Here is a 15,622-nt window from a genome sequence, read left to right on the forward strand (position 1 = left end):
CCACCGGGCCCGGCGCCCCCGAGCCCGTCGGGGACCGGTGGCCCGCACGCGCTCGGGAGGATAGGACAGGGCTACGACAGTCCGGCCGGTCGTGCCCGGCGGGTCGGGCCAGGACAGGCCCGGCTGCGTCGGCGCCAGGACAAGCCCGCTGCGTCGGCGCCAGGACAAGCCCGCTGCGTCGCGCGGCCCGGTGCCGGCCTCAGGCCGGCACGTCGAGGAAGTGCTCGACGACCGGCGGGTTGGCGAAGTGCGGCCCGATGAGGGCGCGCCACTGCGTGAACCGCTCGGTGGCGCGGAAGTTGTCGTCGTGCGCCTCGATCGAGTCCCACTCGACGAGCAGCACGAAGCGGGTCGGGGACTCGATGCCCCGGGTCATCCGCACCGAGCGGCAGCCGGGCGTGCCCGCGAGGATGGGGTGTCCCTGGGCGTACGCGGCCGCGAACGCGTCCTCGTGGCCGGGCAGGACGTCGATCAGCGCAACTTCGAGCACCATGCCGGAAGCCTCCCACGCCGCCGGTGCCCGCCGCGGGGCGGGTGGCCCCGCCACGTCGAGCTGCCCCAGATCTGGGGCAGCTCGACAGGCACTCGCGGCCGGACGCCCCCACGGTGGTCGGTGGGGTTCTCGCCCCGCCGCCCCGGCCTGCACCGCCCCCGAGCCGCCGCTCCACCCCACAGCCCAGTCTCCTAGGATGCCCTGCCGGATGTGAGAACGCTAACCGCACCGCGCTCCGGACGACCGTGCGTGGCTGGTGCCACCGACGCCCGGCGTGCGGTCACCCGACCACGTGCGCCACAATGGTGATCGAGGAGGGGAGTATTCCCCCGTGGCGGAGTCGTCAGCACGGTCGACCACCCGAGGTGGCGCGACCCGGCCCCGCCGGTCACCACCCCTCGTGGTGACGGAAGAGACCTCCGACAGTCACCACAGCGAGCATCGCCGGCACACCGCACGCCCATCGGGCGTACGGTGTGCCGGTCGCCGCGTGTCTGCCGGAGGAATGAACGTTGGACGTGTCCGGGCTGGTCTGGGCGGGAACGCTCGTCGCGCTGATCGCGGTCCTGCTGGTCGACCTGCTCATCATCGGCCGCCGCCCGCACGAGCCGAGCGTGCGCGAGTCGAGTCTCTGGGTCGGCTTCTACGTGGGCCTGGCGCTGCTCTTCGGCGCGGGCCTGTGGTTGTTCTCCGGTGCGAGCGCGGCCGGCCAGTTCTACACGGGCTGGTTGACCGAGTACAGCCTGTCGGTGGACAACCTGTTCGTCTTCGTGATCATCATGGCCCGGTTCGGCGTGCCCCGGCCGTACCAGCAGAAGGTGCTGCTCATCGGCATCGTGCTGGCGCTGGTCATGCGGGGCGGGTTCATCGCCGCCGGCGCCGCGCTGATCTCCCAGTTCTCCTGGGTCTTCTACATCTTCGGCGCGTTCCTCATCTACACCGCCGTCAACCTGGCGCGGCAGGGCGAGCCGGACGAGGACGAGTTCTCCGAGAACGTGCTGATCCGCTGGAGCCGCAAGGCGCTGCCGGTCTCCCGCGGCTACGACGGGGCGCGGTTCACGACCCACGAGAACGGCCGTCGCCTGTTCACCCCGATGCTGATCGTGATGATCGCGATCGGCACCACCGACCTGATCTTCGCGCTGGACTCGATCCCGGCGATCTTCGGGATCACGCAGGAGGCGTACCTGGTCTTCACGGCCAACGTCTTCGCCCTCATGGGGCTGCGGCAGCTCTACTTCCTGCTCGGCGGCCTGCTCGACCGGCTGATCTACCTCAGCTACGGCCTGGCCGTGGTGCTCGGCTTCATCGGCGTCAAGCTGGTGCTGGAGGCGCTCGCCGACAACAACCTGCCGTTCATCAACGGCGGCGAGCACGTGGCCTGGGCCCCGCACATTCCGATCTGGCTGTCCCTGCTGGTCATCGTCGGCACGCTGCTGGTGGCCACGGCGGCGAGCCTCGTCAAGTCGGCCCGGGACCGGCGCCGCGCACTCGCCGAGGCGCGCGGCTGAGCGCACGGCGCGGGCTCATGGCCGCCGACGCGGGCGGATGACGTGCGGCGGGGCGCCTCCCGGGAGGCGCCCCACGTGCGGGCGGCGAGGGTCAGACCCGGTGGGCGCCGACGAGGGTGGCGACGCGGTCGGCGGGCAGCTGTTCCTCGAGCACCCGGCGCTGCCGGTAGCAGGCGTGCAGCATCCGCCGGTCGCCGCCGTCGCGGGGTTCGGCCGTGACGATCCCGATGTGGTGGATCTTCCGGCCGGGGCGGGCAAAGAAGTAGAGGTCGCCGGGGCGTTCGTCGCCCAGCGCCAGCGGGGTGGTGGCGTCGGCCTGGTCGTCGGCGTCACGCGGCAGCCGTACCCCGAAGCGGCGCCAGGCCAGGTGCACCAGGCCCGAGCAGTCGATGCCGTACGCGGAGACCCCGCCCCAGATGTAGACCACGTGCCGCAGCCGCTGCGCCACCGCGAGGACCTCCGCGGCCGTCGGCGGGTCCGCCGGCAGCGCGGCGAGATGCGCCTCGGGCAGCCAGAGCGGGTCGGCGTGGCCGGGGGCGTGCACGGGCCGCCAGCCCTCGCGTGCCGGGCCGGCCGCCGCGAGCCGGGTGCCGAGGATGACGCCGGGCAGCACGACGGGACCGTCGGGGGCGGCGTGCAGCGCGCTGGCCACGGCGTCCACCACCATCGGGGTGACGCCGTCGGCCGCCGGAGCCGGGGCGAGCTGGTCGGCGGGGAGCCAGCCGGGGTAGCCGCGCGGGTCGAGCTTGGCGGCGGGCTGCTCGACGGCGATCACGTGCGCCCAGCCGTCCGCGCGGACGTCGGTGACGAGGACCCGCTCACCGAGCAGCAGCTGGCTCAGCACGCAGTCGCCGACCTGCTGGTCGCTGTCCATCCCCGAGATCCATCCCGGAATGTCGGTGCGCGCGGCGAGGGCGGGGCGGTCCACCGGTCGTACCGCCTCGGGGGACTTCCAGAGTGTCGCCACCGCGACCCGGACGACGGCCTCGCGGCCCGGTTGCAGCTCCACGTCCACCCCCACCTCGTGCCTCCGCTCCCGCGACCCTATGAAAGAAATCAACGAGCCTCAACCGACCGTCTGAATGTTTGCTTCAGCGACCGACGTGACACCGAGCCCCGGAGCGTCGGGCAGCACCACGGTGGCGCCGTCGTAGCGGATGCCGCCGCGGACCGGCGAGTCGGCCAGCCACCAGGCGGCGTCGAGGTCGGACACGGCGCTGGTGCCGTACGCGGCGACCAGGCTGGCCGCCGCCCCGATGCCGATCCCGCTCTCCATCATGGATCCCACGACCGTGCCGAGGCCGTGCGCCGTGGCCAGGTCGAGCAGGGTGCGCGCCGGGTGCAGGCCGCCGCACTTGGCGAGCTTCACGTTGACGAGGTCGGCCGCGCGGCGGCGGATCACCTCGACGAGGTCGCGGACCCCGAAGACCGCCTCGTCGGCGAGGATCGGCACGTCCACCCGGTCGCTGACCCAGGCCAGCCCGTCGAGGTCCCACCGGGGGACGGGCTGCTCGACCAGCTCCACGTCGAGCCCGGCGTCCTCGATCCCGCGGATCACCCGCACCGCCTCCCGCGGGGTCCAGCCCTGGTTGGCGTCGAGGCGGATCCGCACGCCGGGACCGACGGCGGCGCGGACGGCCCGGACGCGGTCCAGGTCGCCGGCCGCGTCCGTACCGACCTTGAGCTTGAGCACGTCGAAGCCCTCGGCGACGCGCCTGCGGGCGGTGTCGGCGAGGTCGGCGGCCTCGCCGGCGGCGAGCGTGACGTCGGTGGGGACGGTGAGCGTCGTGCCGCCGAGCAGCCGGGCCAGCGGTACGCCGAGCCGCCGGGCCGCGAGGTCGTGCAGCGCGACGTCGACGGCCATCTTGGCGGCCTCGTTGCCGACGACCGCGCGCTGCACCTGCGTGCAGAGGGCCACCAGCTCGTCCGGGTCGCGGCCGGTGAGCAGCGGGCCGAGCAGCTGCCGGACGCACGCCTCGGAGCCCTCGATCGACGCGCCGGTCACCTGCCACACCTGCGGCGCCTCGCCGAACCCGGAACGGCCGTCGGTGTCGACCACCTCGACGACGAGGGTGTCCACGGTGGTGGTACGGCGCAGCGCGGTGACGAACGGGGTGTGTAAGGGGGCGGTGAGCCGGTAGGTGCGTACCGCGGCGATCGTCATGTGCGGCACCCTATACGCAGGGCTTGGGCGAAGGGGCGGCCGGATGAGCGAGGGTGGCGAGCGGATCGTGGGGGAGCCGGCGGGCGGGCGGGAATGGGCGCTGGTGGGCGCGCCGAACGCGCGTGACCTGGGCGGGCTGGTCGGCGCGGACGGCCGCCGGGTGCGGACGGGCCGGCTGATCCGTACGCCGGCGCTGGGTCGGTTGACCGACGACGACCTCACGGTGCTCGGCAAGCTCGCGCCGGCCTGCGTGATCGACCTGCGGGACGCCTCCGAGATCGCGGTGGCGCCGGCGGACCGGCTCGTCGGCGAGCCACGGACGGTGCACCTGCCGGTGCACGATCCGGAGCACCCCGTCTTCACGTACGTCTCGGCCGTGCTGCTGGGGCACGACCTGACGGCGTACGCCGAGCTGGCCCGGCAGGGTACGCCGGCGGCCATGGCGGCGATCTACCGCTGGTTCGTGACGGGGGAGTCGGCGCGGGCCGGCTTCGCCGAGGCGGTGCGGCTGGCGGCCCGGCCGGAGAACCTGCCGCTGGTGTACCACTGCTCGGCCGGCAAGGACCGCACCGGCTGGCTCACGGTGATCCTGTTGACGGCGCTCGGCGTCGACGAGGAGGCGATCCGGGCCGAGTACCTGCGTAACAACGCGCTGACCGAGAGCCTGCGGGCGGTGCTCCTGGAGGCGATGCGCCGCCGGCAGCCGGAGCTGGACGTCGAGGCGGTGCTGCCGGTGCTGGAGGTGCGTCCGGAGTACCTCGATGCCGCCTACGACGAGGTGCGCCGGGTGCACGGCTCGGTCGAGGCGTACCTGCGCGACGGCCTCGGGCTCACCGACGAGGTCATCGCGGCGTTGCGGGCGCAGCTGCTGGAGTGACCGCCCGGCGGGGCGCGGCCGGGGGTGGGGCGGCCCGACCGGTGACGATCAGCGCCTGCCCGGCCGCGTACGTGGCCATGACCAGCACGGGGGCGCCGGGCGGGTCGAGGACGCCGGCCACGCCGGTGGCGATCAGCAGGTCGGAGGCGAGGAACAGCGCGCCGCCGAGGCCGACCCGCCAGCCGTGGGCGGCCGCCGTGGTGGCCATGGTGGACAGGGCGAGCGCGTAGCCCGTGACCGGGACCGCGAGCCCGGCGTCGGTGAGCCCGGGCCACATCCAGGCCAGCGCGGCGGCGGTCAGCAGCCCGTACGCCAGGGGGACGGCGAGCAGCGGCGGGCGGCGCAGCGCGGCGGCGGCGCCGTGCCGGGTGAAGGCGGCGACGTAGCACAGGTGCGCGCCGAGGAAGAGGGCCATCCCGGTGAGGAACCAGCCGGTGCCGGTGCCGAGCAGGGCGACGTCGCCGCCGGTGGACAGGGCCAGCGCGGCGAGGATCAGCCGGGGCGTGCGCCGGCCCTGCGCGGTGGTGGCCTGCCAGAGGTGGGCGGCGAGCAGCGGCATGAGCAGCGGCTTGGTGACCAGTTCGGCGACGCGGTGGTCGGCGGCGTTCGCGAGCAGGTTCGCGGCGGCCACCGCCACGAAGGCGGCCAGGAGGAGACGGCTGCGGGGCATCGGCGGCTCCGGGGTGCGGGGTACGGGCAGCCTACCGGCGGGTAGGCGTCCGCGCCGTCCGTCGACCGGCCCCGTGGTGACGTCGCTGGGCGGAGGCCGGGGTCAGGGCAGGCCGTACTGGTCGGCGAGCGCGTCGATCTCGGCGTGGAGCAGCGCGGCCGGGTCGAAACCCATCCCGGCGAAGAGGCCGACCGTGGCCAGCCCCAGGACGCCGTGCAGGCGGGCCCAGACGGTCACCGCGCCGGTGAGCGCATCACCGGCGTCGCCGTCGGGAGCGAAGGCGCGTACCCAGGCGGCGACGGCCGGCGTGGCCTCGGCCCACCGGGCCAACTGGTCGCGCACGTCGGCGGCACCGGTGCGGGGGCGTCCCTCGGCGAGGACGGCCAGGAAGGGGCCGAGCACGGCGCGGGCCCGGTCGACGGTCTCCGGGGGCGCCTGGTAGGTGGGGCTGGGCGGCCCGGTGAGCAGCAGGTACTTCTGCGGGTGGGCGAGGGCCCAGTCCCGGTAGGCGGCGGCGAGGGCGTGCAGCCGGTCGCGCGGGGAGGCGTCGCGGCTCGCCTCGGCCGCCGCCGCCACCGCGGTGGCCACCTCGGCGTACGCGTCGAGGATCAGCTCGGTGAGCAGGTCGTCGCGGCTGGCGAAGTACTTGTACAGGGCCGGGCCGGAGACGCCGAGGCGCTTGGCGATGCCGGTGAGGGCCACGGCTCCCGCCCCTCCGTTCGCGACCTGGTCCAGCGCGGCCTGCTTGATCTCGGCGCGTACCTGCGCGCGGTAGCGCTCGCGGGGACCACCGGCCCTGCCTTCCGTCACGGCATCCCTCCCGGGTCGGGGACCGCGTGATGTGCGGCACCTCGACGCGCAGTCTAACTTCGGTTAGAGTGCCTAACCACAGCTAATATGACTAACTAGGAGTGGGCATGAGCACGGAACTGCACGTCGTCCTCGGCACCGGCCCCGCCGGCACCACGCTCGCCGAGCACCTCATCGACATCGGCCACCGCGTCCGCACGGTCAGCCGCACCGGCGAGCCGGTGGTCCCGGGCGCCACGGCGGTCGCCGCCGACCTCACCGACCCCGCCCAGGCCACGGCGGCAGTGGCCGGTGCATGCGTCGTGTACCACTGCGCGAACGTCGCCTACGCCCAGCAGGTCGAGGTGATGCCGCGGATTCAGACCGCGGTGCTGGCCGGCGCCGCCGCGGCCGGGGCACGCCTCGTCGTGCTCGACACGCTCTACCCGTACGGGCCGACCGGCGGCGCGGTGATGACCGAGCAGACGCCGTGGCGGGCGGTCAGCCGTAAGGGACGCATGCGGGCCGACCTGGACGCCGCGTACCTCGCCGCGCACCGGGACTGGCTGCTGCCGGTGGTGATGGGCCGCTCGGCCGACTTCTTCGGCCCCCGGGTGTTCAACTCCAGCCTCGGCGGGGCCGTCTTCCCGGCCGCGCTGGCCGGGGGCACGGTGCTCGCCCTCGGCGACATCGACCTGCCGCACAGCTACAGCTACCTGCCGGACGTGGCCGCCGGCCTGGCCCGCCTCGGCGCCGACCCGGCGGCCGACGGGCGGGTGTGGCACCTGCCCACCGCACCGGCCCGCAGCACCCGCGAGGTGCACCGGCTCATCGCGCAGGAGGTCGGTCACCCGCTCACCGTGGAGGTGCTCGACGCGCCGCGCCCGTGGGGGCCGTTCGACGAGAGCTTCATGCGGGAGTACGCGGAGCTGTTCTACCAGTACGAGGAGGCGCAGGTGATGGACTCCTCCGCGTACGAGGCGCACTTCGGGGTCCGGCCGACGCCGCTGCCGGAGGCGGTGGCCGCCACCGTCGACTGGTTCCGCGCGGCGTTGGCCACCCGCCCCTGAGCCTTCCGGCGGCACCCGTGCGCGCCGGATCGCACACGTGTGCCGCGGGCGGTCGTGTGGCCGCGCGTCGTGTTGCCGGAGGCGCGTCGGGCCGTGCGTACCCTCACGGCTGGCCCGGATCGCGGGCGGGGCGCGGCGTACGGCCGGTTCCCGGCGGGGGTGGCCGCGGCCTACAGGTCGTGGCGGGCGGCCCACACCCGGGCGGAGACGTCGGCGATCAACTGGCAGGCGTCGTCGTCGGCGTCCCCGCTCGGACCCCCGTCGGCGAGGTCGGTGGTGGTGCAGACGACGATCGCGTACGGGGGCGCGTCGTCGGGGAACACCACCCCGGCGCCGTGGCGGACCCCGCGCACCCAGCCGTTCTTGTGGGCGATGCGGGTGCCCGGAGGCAGGCCGGCGGCGAGGTCCTCCCGGTGCTCCTGCGCGACGAGCACGTCCAGCATCTCGGCGCACGCGGCCGGCGATGCGAGCGCACCGGCGCGCGCCGCGCCGGTGGCGAGGGCGCCGAGCAGGGCGGCCAGGTCGGCGGCGGTGACCAGGTTCGTGATGCCGTCGTCGCGGGCGGCGAAGTCCTCGATGCCGCGGCCGGTGACGCTGTGCCGGGCGCCGACGAGCCGCCAGACGTCGGCGACCGCGGGCAGGCCGACGTGGCCGATGACGAGGTTGGTGGCGAGGTTGCTGGACCGGACGATCATCCGGTGGGCCAGCCAGCGCAGCGGCGCGCTGCCGCCGAGCCGCTCCCAGACGGCGTCGTCGTTGTCGTAGTGCCGGGCGCAGGAGAAGCGGGGCGCCCCCGGCAGCGCCGAGTCGAATTCGTTGACCACGGGCACCGGGGCGTCCAGGTCGAGGGCGCCCGCCTCGGCGGCCCGGTGCAGCGCGACGAGCACCGCCACCTTCATGGTGCTGGCCGCGTAGTGGGTGGCGTCCGCCGCGCGCGTCCAGGCCGGCGGGGCGTCGAGCCGCCCCACGTGCGCCGAGACGGTGCCGGGCACCCGCGCCAGCCGGTCGTCGAGATCGTCCCACGTCATGCCGGTGACCGTAGCGGATCATGGCGGGGCGCGGGGCTGCGGGCGCGGCCGCCGCGGGTCTAGCGTGCGGGAATGACGACCGCCGCGTACGACGCCATCGCCGACTGGTACGAGGAGTACGCCTCCGACACGGCGTCCGGATACATGGACCGGGTGCGGGACGTCCTGGCCCGGCTGCTGGGCACCGGCCCGGGGCGCTGCCTCGACGTGTGCTGCGGCACCGGCGCGCACTCCGCCGAGCTACGCCGGCTGGGCTGGGACCCGGTGGGCGTCGACCTGTCGTCGGGGCAGCTGCGGCACGCGCGCGTACGGCTGCCGGTGGCCCGGGCCGACGCGACGGCCCTGCCGGTGCGCGACGCCGCCGTGCCGGCCGTGGTGTGCGTGCTCGCCCACACCGACATGCCGGACTACCCGGCGACCATCGCCGAGGCGGCCCGGGTGCTGGCGCCGGGCGGCCGGTTCGTGCACGTCGGCGTGCACCCCTGCTTCTGCGGCGCGTTCGCCGACCGGTCCGACCCGGAGCGGATCGTGGTCGACGGCGGTTACGCGGAGCGGGAGCACACCTTCCGGAGCTGGAACTCCACAGGGGTGCGGGCCCGGGTGGGCGCCTGGCACCTGCCCCTCGGCGGGTTGCTCACCGCCGTCGCGGACGCCGGCCTGGTGCTCACCGGTGTCGAGGAGTCCGGCCCCGGCCCGATCCCCGACGTCCTCGCCCTCCAGGCCACCAAACCAACCCCCTGACGCCCGTCCCCCCGTCCCTCTGGCCCCCCGTCCCCCTGGCTCCCCGCCCGGCCCTCCGGCTCCCCAGCCCCCGCCGGTGATCATGACGTTAGCGGGCGAGTTGATCTCCAGAACGCCCGCCAACGTCATGATCACCGGGGCCGAAGGGGGGCTCAGCCGGCGTGCTTGCGGCGGGCGGCCAGGCGGCCCCGCTGCGTCTGGTCCAGCACGACCTTGCGGATGCGCACCGCGGCGGGCGTGACCTCGACGCACTCGTCCTCGCGGCAGAACTCCAGCGCCTGCTCCAGCGACAGCTTGCGCGGCGGAATCAGCTTCTCGGTCTCCTCCGCAGTGGAGGAGCGCATGTTGGTGAGCTTCTTCTCCTTGGTGATGTTGACGTCCATGTCGTCGGAGCGGGAGTTCTCCCCGACGATCATGCCCTCGTACACCTCGGTGCCGGGCTCGACGAAGAGCTGGCCGCGTTCCTGCAGGTTCGTCATGGCGAACGCGGTGACCACGCCGGCCCGGTCGGCCACGAGCGACCCGGTGGCGCGGGTACGCAGCTCGCCGAACCACGGCTCGTACGACTCGAAGACGTGGTGCAGGATGCCGGTGCCCCGGGTCTCGGTGAGGAACTCGGTGCGGAAGCCGATGAGGCCCCGGGCGGGGACCAGCCACTCCATCCGGATCCAGCCGGTGCCGTGGTTGACGAGCTGCTCCATGCGGCCCTTGCGGGTGGCCAGGAGCTGGGTGATGGCGCCCAGGTACTCCTCGGGGGCGTCGATGGTGAGCCGCTCCACCGGCTCGCAGGTCCGCCCGTCGATCTCCCGGGTGACCACCTGCGGCTTGCCGACGGTCAGCTCGTACTGCTCCCGGCGCATCTGCTCGACGAGGATGGCCAGCGCCAGCTCGCCGCGGCCCTGCACCTCCCAGGCGTCCGGCCGCTCGGTGGGCAGCACCCGCAGCGACACGTTGCCGATGAGCTCCTTGTCGAGCCGGTCCTTGACCATCCGGGCGGTGACCTTGGCGCCCTTCACCCGGCCCACGAGGGGGGAGGTGTTGGTGCCGATGGTCATGGAGATCGCCGGCTCGTCGACGGTGATCAGCGGCAGCGGGACCGGGTTCTCCGCGTCGGCCAGGGTCTCGCCGATCATGATCTCGGGGATGCCGGCGACCGCGATGATGTCGCCCGGCCCCGCCGACTCGGCGGGCTTGCGCTCCAGGCCCTCGGTCATCAGCAGCTCGGAGATGCGTACCCGCTGGGTGCTGCCGTCGGTGCGGCACCAGGCCACGGTCTGACCCTTGCTGATGGTGCCCTGACGGACGCGGCAGAGCGCCAGCCGGCCGAGGAACGGCGAGGCGTCGAGGTTGGTGACGTGCGCCTGCAGCGGCGCGTCCTCCTCGTACGCGGGCGGCGGGATGGTGTCCAGCAGGGTGCGGAACAGCGGCTCGAGGTTGTGGCTGTCGTCCGGCACGGCGCCGTCGGCCGGCTGGGTCAGCGAGGCGATCCCGTCGCGGGCGCAGGCGTACACGATGGGGAAGTCGATCTGCTCCTCGTCGGCGTCCAGATCGAGGAAGAGCTCGTAGGTGTCGTCCACGACCTCCTTGATCCGGGCGTCCGGCCGGTCCACCTTGTTGATCACCAGGATGATCGGGAGGCGGGCCTGCAGGGCCTTGCGCAGGACGAAACGGGTCTGCGGCAGCGGACCCTCGCTGGCGTCCACCAGCAGGATGACCCCGTCGACCATGGTGAGGCCGCGCTCCACCTCGCCGCCGAAGTCGGCGTGGCCGGGGGTGTCGATGATGTTGATGGTGACCGGATCCGAGCCGTCGGCGGGCAGGTAGCGCACGCCGGTGTTCTTGGCGAGGATCGTGATGCCCTTTTCCCGCTCCAGGTCCATGGAGTCCATGACCCGTTCGGCCACCTCGGCCCGGGCGCTGAACGCGCCGGCCTGCCGCAACATGGCGTCGACCAGGGTCGTCTTGCCGTGGTCGACGTGGGCGATGATGGCGACGTTGCGGAGGTCGGTGCGTAGCTGCATACCCTCCATACTCTCCTGTCCGCGGTCGCCGGGCACGCCTCGGGGTGAACCCCCGGATGTGCCCGGATCTCTGGTGAAACTCCTGTCCCAGCCGCTGCGGCGGCTGGCATGCTGACCCTCGTGTTCATGGGGGCCGAGTGCACGACCTGCTGACCGTCCTGCAGGGTCTGCCGCCCCTGCTCATCTACCTGGTCGCCGCGCTGATCGTCGCGGGGGAGACCGCCGTGATCTTCGGTCTGGTGGTGCCGGGAGAGGCGACCCTGCTGCTGGTCGGCTTCCTAGCGTACGCGGGGACGCTGCGGCTCGCGCCGGCGCTGCTCGTGATGATCGTCGCGGCGGTGATCGGGGACACACTGGCGTTCCGGGCCGGCCGCCGGTACGGGCCGCGGCTGCGGGCCAGCGGGCTGGGCACGCGGGTCGGGCCGGAACGCTGGCAGCGGGCGGACGGGCTGCTCAACCGGCTCGGCGGCCGGGGGGTCTTCGCGGCCCGCTGGATCGCCTTCGTCCGGACGCTCGTGCCCCGGCTGGCGGGCGCCGCCGGGATGCCGTACCGGCGGTTCGCCCCGTGGAACCTGGCCGGTGTCGTGGGCTGGGTGGGCGGCTCGGTGCTGGCCGGATACCTGGCCGGCGAGTCGTACGAGACGGTGTCCCGGCTGCTGGGGCGGGCCACCGGCGCGGCACTGGTGCTGCTGGCCGCGCTCGCGGCCGTGGTGCTGGCCGGCCGCTGGCTGGGGCGCAACCCCGACCCGGTCCGGGCGCTGCTGTCCCGGGCCACCGCCCTGCCGCCGGTGCGGTGGCTCGCCGGCCGGTACGGGGTGCTCTTCTTCCTGCTCGCCATGCGCATCGGCCCCGGCTGGACGCTGCTGCTCAACCTGGTGACCGGCCTGCTGCTGCTCTTCGCCGCCGGTCTCGCCTTCACCGCGCTGCTGCAGTACGTGGTGCGCAACAGCGGGTTGTCCCTGGTCGACGACGCGATCGCGGGGTGGTTCGCCGACCGGCGTACCCCCGACGCGGTCGACGCGGTGCACGCGACCGTGTCCGTGCTGCGCGGCCCGGTGCTGATCGCGCTGGTCGCCGTGGTGGCCGCCGTCCTGGCCTGGCGGCGGCGGTCGTGGCGGGCCGACCTGCTCGGCCTCGTCGGCACGGTGGGCGCGTTCGTCCCGCTCGTGGTGCTGGCCGTCGCCGCCGGCCTGGCCGGCGGCGACGGGGCCGGACCGGGGGTCGGCTTCCCGACCCAGACCGCCGTGGTGACGGCGAGCCTCTGCACGCTGGCCTGGCTGCTGTCCCGGGGGGCCCGCTGGCCGGTGGCGGTGGCCGCCTGGACGGGTGCCGCCGCCGGGGTGGTGTACCTGGCCGGGGCCCGTCTCTACCTGGGCCTCAGCACGGCGAGCGGCGCCGTCGCCGGAATCCTGCTCGGGGTGCTGTGGACGGCGGTGTTCATGGTCGCCTGGGCCACCCGCGACCGGGCGGTCGGCGGGACGGGGCGGTCGACGTCCGCGCCGGACCGCCCCGAGGGGCAACGGCACCCGGTCGAACCCTGTTAGGGTGCGGCGACGTCAACGGGGGGAAGGGGCGCCGGCATGCGTCGTCGGGCGGTGCGGACAGGCGCGGCGGTGATCGCCGGGCTGCTGCTGGTCACGGCGGGGGGATGCGCCGACGAGGGTGCCCGGCCCCAGGAGCTGCCGGTGGCGGCGGACGTTCCCGTCGTGGTGTCCGGGGAGGCCTCGGCCGAGCCGGCGGAGCTGGCCGCGCCATCCGTCCCGGCCGAGGAGGGGATGGGCACTGCGCCGACCCGCTCGCCCAGCGCCTCACCGAAGCCGAAGCCGAAGCCGAAGCGCACGGCGGGACCGCGCCCCACGCCGAAGCCGCCGACCGAGACGCAGGTCCCGCCTCCGCCGCCCAGGCCCGCGCCGACCGGATGCAAGCCCACCTACCAGGGTGACGAGGCGAGCCGGTCGCAGGTCAAGGCGGCCCTGTCCGACGCGGCGGCGCGGCAGTACTGGCCGGTCTCGGCGCCGGAGATCAAGATCCCGCTGAACCTGCTGAAGGCGACCGCCTGGCAGGAGAGCGGCTGGCAGTCCCACATCGTCGCGTGCGACGGCGGCGTCGGGTTGATGCAGGTTATGCCGGCGACCGCGGAGTGGATGAACCAGCGGTTCGAGCAGAGCTACGACATCGACGACTACCGCGACAACGCCTACCTGGGTGGCACCTACCTGGCCTGGCTCACGAAGTACATCGGCGACATGTACTTCGACGCCAACGAGAATCCCTACGACCTGAGCGCCGACCTGTGCACGAGCGAGCTGAACTCGTGCCTGTTGAACGCGGTCATCGCGGCGTACAACTACGGCCACGGCGCGGTGGCCCGCGAGGGCGAGCCGTTGACCATCCCCAACCCGCAGTACGTGCGCAACGTGCGGGCCCTCATGACCGAGTGCGTCTGCCTGGACTACTGACCCGCGGGGGCGCCCTCGCGGGCCGGCGTCACGCCGATCGGCGACCTGCGGCGTTACTCGACGGACGCGCACTACATCGGGCACGCCTTCGCCGCCCTGCACGGCCTCAACGCCACCGATCTGCAGGCGCTGGTCGCGGTGATGGACGCCGAACTCGTCGGTGACCCGATCACGCCCGGCCGGCTCGGGGAACACCTGAACCTCTCCTCGGGCTCCGTCACGGCACTGGTCGACCGGCTGGAACGCGCCGGCCACCTTCGCCGGGACCGGGACGCCACCGACCGGCGCAAGGTCCTGCTGCGGTACGCCGACCCGGGCGCCGCGCTCGCCATGGCGTTCTTCCAGCCGTTGGGCCGGCGTACGGGCGCCGTCACGGCGGCCTTCAGCGACGACGAGCTGCGGGTGGTGCACCGGTTCCTGCGCGCGATGGTCGAGTCGATGCGGGAGCACCGCGACGAGATGCGGGCCGCGCGCGTCGATCCCTCCCGCCGGCCGTCCTGACCGGCGTCCGTCCCGACCGGCGTCCGTCCCGACTGCGGCCCGTCCGGACCGGCGTCCGTCCCGGTTGGACGGTCGCCTCGCCACAGTGGACATCCCGCGCGCCGCTTCACGGTGAGTGACGGCACTCGAGTGCGCCACCGCGTGCGGCGGTGTGTCGCGCCGTGTCCGCAGTGGCGGGTTGGCGCGTCCAACGTGAACGTGAAACGCTCTGACCTGGGCGTTTGCCTGATGACCGGGCTATGGTGGGGGCAACGCCCGGCGCCGTGCGGTAACCGGCCGGGCACGCGCACCGCCTCGTCCGATGACGCGACGTAACGCTGCGCCCGGCCCCCGGCCGACTGGAAGGGGGAACTGATGACCCGGGCTCCGGCGAACCTGATGGCCGTACGCAGCCTGCTGCTCACCCACCTGAACATCGACAAGGACAGGACCCGTGACGCGGACCTGGAGCCCGCCGAGGTCGGGATCGTCGGCGACCCGAACCACCGCGGCGGCTACCACTGCGGGTCCGACCGGGTGGTCGCCAACGACTACTCGGTCGTCGAGTCGCCTCGCGACCGGGCGGGGCTGACCCTGGACGCGGCCGCGCTCGACGTCGGTCAGTTCCGGGTCACCTCGGCCGGGCGTACGCACGACCTGCGCAGCTTCTCCGTCTGGTGCGTGGGGCAGTGCGCCGCGAACGCCCCGGACACCCGGGACATCCGGGAGATCATCTACAGCCCGGACGGCCGGACGGTCCGGCGGTGGGACCGGCTGCGCCGGCGCAGCAGCGGCGACGACTCGCACCTGTGGCACACCCACTTCAGTTTCTTCCGCGACGCGATCAAGGCGGGCCGGGACCAGACCCCGCTGTTCCGCCGGTACCTCATCGGCATCGGCCTGATCGCCTCGCCCCCGAAGGAGGACGAGATGGAACTCACCGACAAGCTCCGCCGCGACACCGGCAACCCCAACCGCACGGTCGACGACGTCCTGGCCGACCTGTCGAACCTGCGCAACTGGCTGATCTCGCCGATCGGCACGAAGGGCCTGGTCAACCCGCCGTTGGCCAACTCCCCGTTGACCCTGATGCTCGCCATGGCCCAGGCGTACCCGGCGCTGGTGGCCAAGATGGACGGTCTGTCCACGAAGGACTTCACCGACGAGCCGGCCATCGTGCAGGGTGTGCTGGCCTCGCTGACGCCGGAGAAGATCGCCGAGGCGATCCCCCCGACCATGGCGCAGCAGGTCGCGGACGAACTCGCCCGCCGGCTGGCCGCCTGAGGCGCGGCGGGCCGCCCCGGCCCTCGGGGCGGCCC

Annotated in this window: 15 protein-coding genes; 8 read left to right on the forward strand and 7 right to left on the reverse strand. The window is 74.0% G+C overall.

Annotated features, from left to right (window positions below):
* Positions 1 to 199: 199 nt before the first annotated feature.
* Entirely contained in the window at positions 200 to 493 is a 294-nt protein-coding gene (locus OG994_RS02675; RefSeq protein WP_328852087.1) for an antibiotic biosynthesis monooxygenase family protein, read from the reverse strand.
* A 512-nt stretch (positions 494 to 1,005) separates the two neighbouring features.
* On the opposite strand from OG994_RS02675, the gene OG994_RS02680 reads away from it, so the two are divergent.
* Positions 1,006 to 2,004 (forward strand): TerC family protein, encoded by a 999-nt coding sequence (locus OG994_RS02680; RefSeq protein ID WP_120327334.1) that lies wholly within the window; start codon positions 1,006 to 1,008, stop codon positions 2,002 to 2,004.
* Between the two features lie 91 nt (positions 2,005 to 2,095).
* Here the strand turns inward: OG994_RS02680 and OG994_RS02685 are convergent, their stop codons facing one another.
* Together OG994_RS02685 and OG994_RS02690 are read right to left on the reverse strand one after the other, a co-directional pair.
* A complete protein-coding gene (locus tag OG994_RS02685; RefSeq protein WP_120327427.1) occupies positions 2,096 to 3,013 on the reverse strand; it encodes a C40 family peptidase in 918 nt (305 codons plus the stop codon).
* Positions 3,014 to 3,070: 57 nt separating this feature from the next.
* Entirely contained in the window at positions 3,071 to 4,168 is a 1,098-nt protein-coding gene (locus tag OG994_RS02690; protein WP_328852088.1) for a mandelate racemase/muconate lactonizing enzyme family protein, read from the reverse strand.
* Positions 4,169 to 4,211: 43 nt separating this feature from the next.
* On the opposite strand from OG994_RS02690, the gene OG994_RS02695 reads away from it, so the two are divergent.
* Complete coding sequence (locus OG994_RS02695; RefSeq protein ID WP_328852089.1) at positions 4,212 to 5,045, forward strand: tyrosine-protein phosphatase; 834 nt, start codon at positions 4,212 to 4,214, stop codon at positions 5,043 to 5,045.
* On the opposite strand, the gene OG994_RS02700 is transcribed toward OG994_RS02695, so the two are convergent.
* Both OG994_RS02700 and OG994_RS02705 read right to left on the reverse strand, forming a co-directional pair.
* Positions 5,011 to 5,715, reverse strand: a complete 705-nt coding sequence (locus tag OG994_RS02700; protein ID WP_120327337.1) for a lysoplasmalogenase — start codon at positions 5,713 to 5,715, stop codon at positions 5,011 to 5,013. The genes OG994_RS02695 and OG994_RS02700 overlap by 35 nt on opposite strands.
* A 102-nt stretch (positions 5,716 to 5,817) precedes the next feature.
* Positions 5,818 to 6,525 carry a TetR/AcrR family transcriptional regulator gene (locus OG994_RS02705; protein ID WP_328852090.1) on the reverse strand — a complete coding sequence of 236 codons (708 nt, stop codon included), beginning with the start codon at positions 6,523 to 6,525 and terminating at the stop codon, positions 5,818 to 5,820.
* A 107-nt stretch (positions 6,526 to 6,632) separates the two neighbouring features.
* On the opposite strand from OG994_RS02705, the gene OG994_RS02710 reads away from it, so the two are divergent.
* The gene (locus OG994_RS02710) at positions 6,633 to 7,574 is read left to right on the forward strand and encodes an NAD-dependent epimerase/dehydratase family protein (RefSeq protein ID WP_328852091.1); all 942 of its coding nucleotides are present in this window, start codon (positions 6,633 to 6,635) and stop codon (positions 7,572 to 7,574) included.
* A 170-nt stretch (positions 7,575 to 7,744) separates the two neighbouring features.
* On the opposite strand, the gene OG994_RS02715 is transcribed toward OG994_RS02710, so the two are convergent.
* Entirely contained in the window at positions 7,745 to 8,602 is an 858-nt protein-coding gene (locus tag OG994_RS02715; protein WP_328852092.1) for a serine hydrolase, read from the reverse strand.
* A 72-nt stretch (positions 8,603 to 8,674) separates the two neighbouring features.
* Between OG994_RS02715 and OG994_RS02720 the strand changes: the two genes are divergently transcribed.
* Complete coding sequence (locus OG994_RS02720; protein WP_328852093.1) at positions 8,675 to 9,343, forward strand: class I SAM-dependent methyltransferase; 669 nt, start codon at positions 8,675 to 8,677, stop codon at positions 9,341 to 9,343.
* Between the two features lie 152 nt (positions 9,344 to 9,495).
* On the opposite strand, the gene typA is transcribed toward OG994_RS02720, so the two are convergent.
* The gene (gene typA / locus OG994_RS02725; protein WP_328852094.1) at positions 9,496 to 11,364 is read right to left on the reverse strand and encodes a translational GTPase TypA; all 1,869 of its coding nucleotides are present in this window, start codon (positions 11,362 to 11,364) and stop codon (positions 9,496 to 9,498) included.
* A 137-nt stretch (positions 11,365 to 11,501) separates the two neighbouring features.
* On the opposite strand from typA, the gene OG994_RS02730 reads away from it, so the two are divergent.
* The 4 genes from OG994_RS02730 to OG994_RS02745 all read left to right on the forward strand — a co-directional run bounded on the left by OG994_RS02730 (position 11,502) and on the right by OG994_RS02745 (position 15,587).
* A complete protein-coding gene (locus OG994_RS02730) occupies positions 11,502 to 12,908 on the forward strand; it encodes a DedA family protein (protein ID WP_120327343.1) in 1,407 nt (468 codons plus the stop codon).
* A gap of 36 nt (positions 12,909 to 12,944) precedes the next feature.
* The gene (locus OG994_RS02735) at positions 12,945 to 13,823 is read left to right on the forward strand and encodes a lytic transglycosylase domain-containing protein (RefSeq protein WP_120327344.1); all 879 of its coding nucleotides are present in this window, start codon (positions 12,945 to 12,947) and stop codon (positions 13,821 to 13,823) included.
* A gap of 36 nt (positions 13,824 to 13,859) precedes the next feature.
* Positions 13,860 to 14,324, forward strand: a complete 465-nt coding sequence (locus OG994_RS02740) for a MarR family winged helix-turn-helix transcriptional regulator (RefSeq protein ID WP_328853644.1) — start codon at positions 13,860 to 13,862, stop codon at positions 14,322 to 14,324.
* A 354-nt stretch (positions 14,325 to 14,678) separates the two neighbouring features.
* Positions 14,679 to 15,587 (forward strand): hypothetical protein, encoded by a 909-nt coding sequence (locus OG994_RS02745; RefSeq protein ID WP_328852095.1) that lies wholly within the window; start codon positions 14,679 to 14,681, stop codon positions 15,585 to 15,587.
* Positions 15,588 to 15,622: the final 35 nt, after the last annotated feature.

The organism is Micromonospora globbae, assembly GCF_036184225.1.
In the GTDB taxonomy this organism is placed as follows: domain Bacteria; phylum Actinomycetota; class Actinomycetes; order Mycobacteriales; family Micromonosporaceae; genus Micromonospora; species Micromonospora globbae.

What these genes read in the sequence shown, in the direction of transcription:
- OG994_RS02675 (WP_328852087.1), bottom strand. Translation starts at nt 493, where the DNA reads ATGGTGCTCGAAGTTGCGCTGATCGACGTCCTGCCCGGCCACGAGGAC.
- OG994_RS02690 (WP_328852088.1), bottom strand. Translation starts at nt 4,168, where the DNA reads ATGACGATCGCCGCGGTACGCACCTACCGGCTCACCGCCCCCTTACAC.
- OG994_RS02695 (WP_328852089.1), top strand. Translation starts at nt 4,212, where the DNA reads ATGAGCGAGGGTGGCGAGCGGATCGTGGGGGAGCCGGCGGGCGGGCGG.
- OG994_RS02700 (WP_120327337.1), bottom strand. Translation starts at nt 5,715, where the DNA reads ATGCCCCGCAGCCGTCTCCTCCTGGCCGCCTTCGTGGCGGTGGCCGCC.
- OG994_RS02710 (WP_328852091.1), top strand. Translation starts at nt 6,633, where the DNA reads ATGAGCACGGAACTGCACGTCGTCCTCGGCACCGGCCCCGCCGGCACC.
- OG994_RS02715 (WP_328852092.1), bottom strand. Translation starts at nt 8,602, where the DNA reads ATGACGTGGGACGATCTCGACGACCGGCTGGCGCGGGTGCCCGGCACC.
- OG994_RS02720 (WP_328852093.1), top strand. Translation starts at nt 8,675, where the DNA reads ATGACGACCGCCGCGTACGACGCCATCGCCGACTGGTACGAGGAGTAC.
- typA (WP_328852094.1), bottom strand. Translation starts at nt 11,364, where the DNA reads ATGCAGCTACGCACCGACCTCCGCAACGTCGCCATCATCGCCCACGTC.
- OG994_RS02735 (WP_120327344.1), top strand. Translation starts at nt 12,945, where the DNA reads ATGCGTCGTCGGGCGGTGCGGACAGGCGCGGCGGTGATCGCCGGGCTG.
- OG994_RS02745 (WP_328852095.1), top strand. Translation starts at nt 14,679, where the DNA reads ATGACCCGGGCTCCGGCGAACCTGATGGCCGTACGCAGCCTGCTGCTC.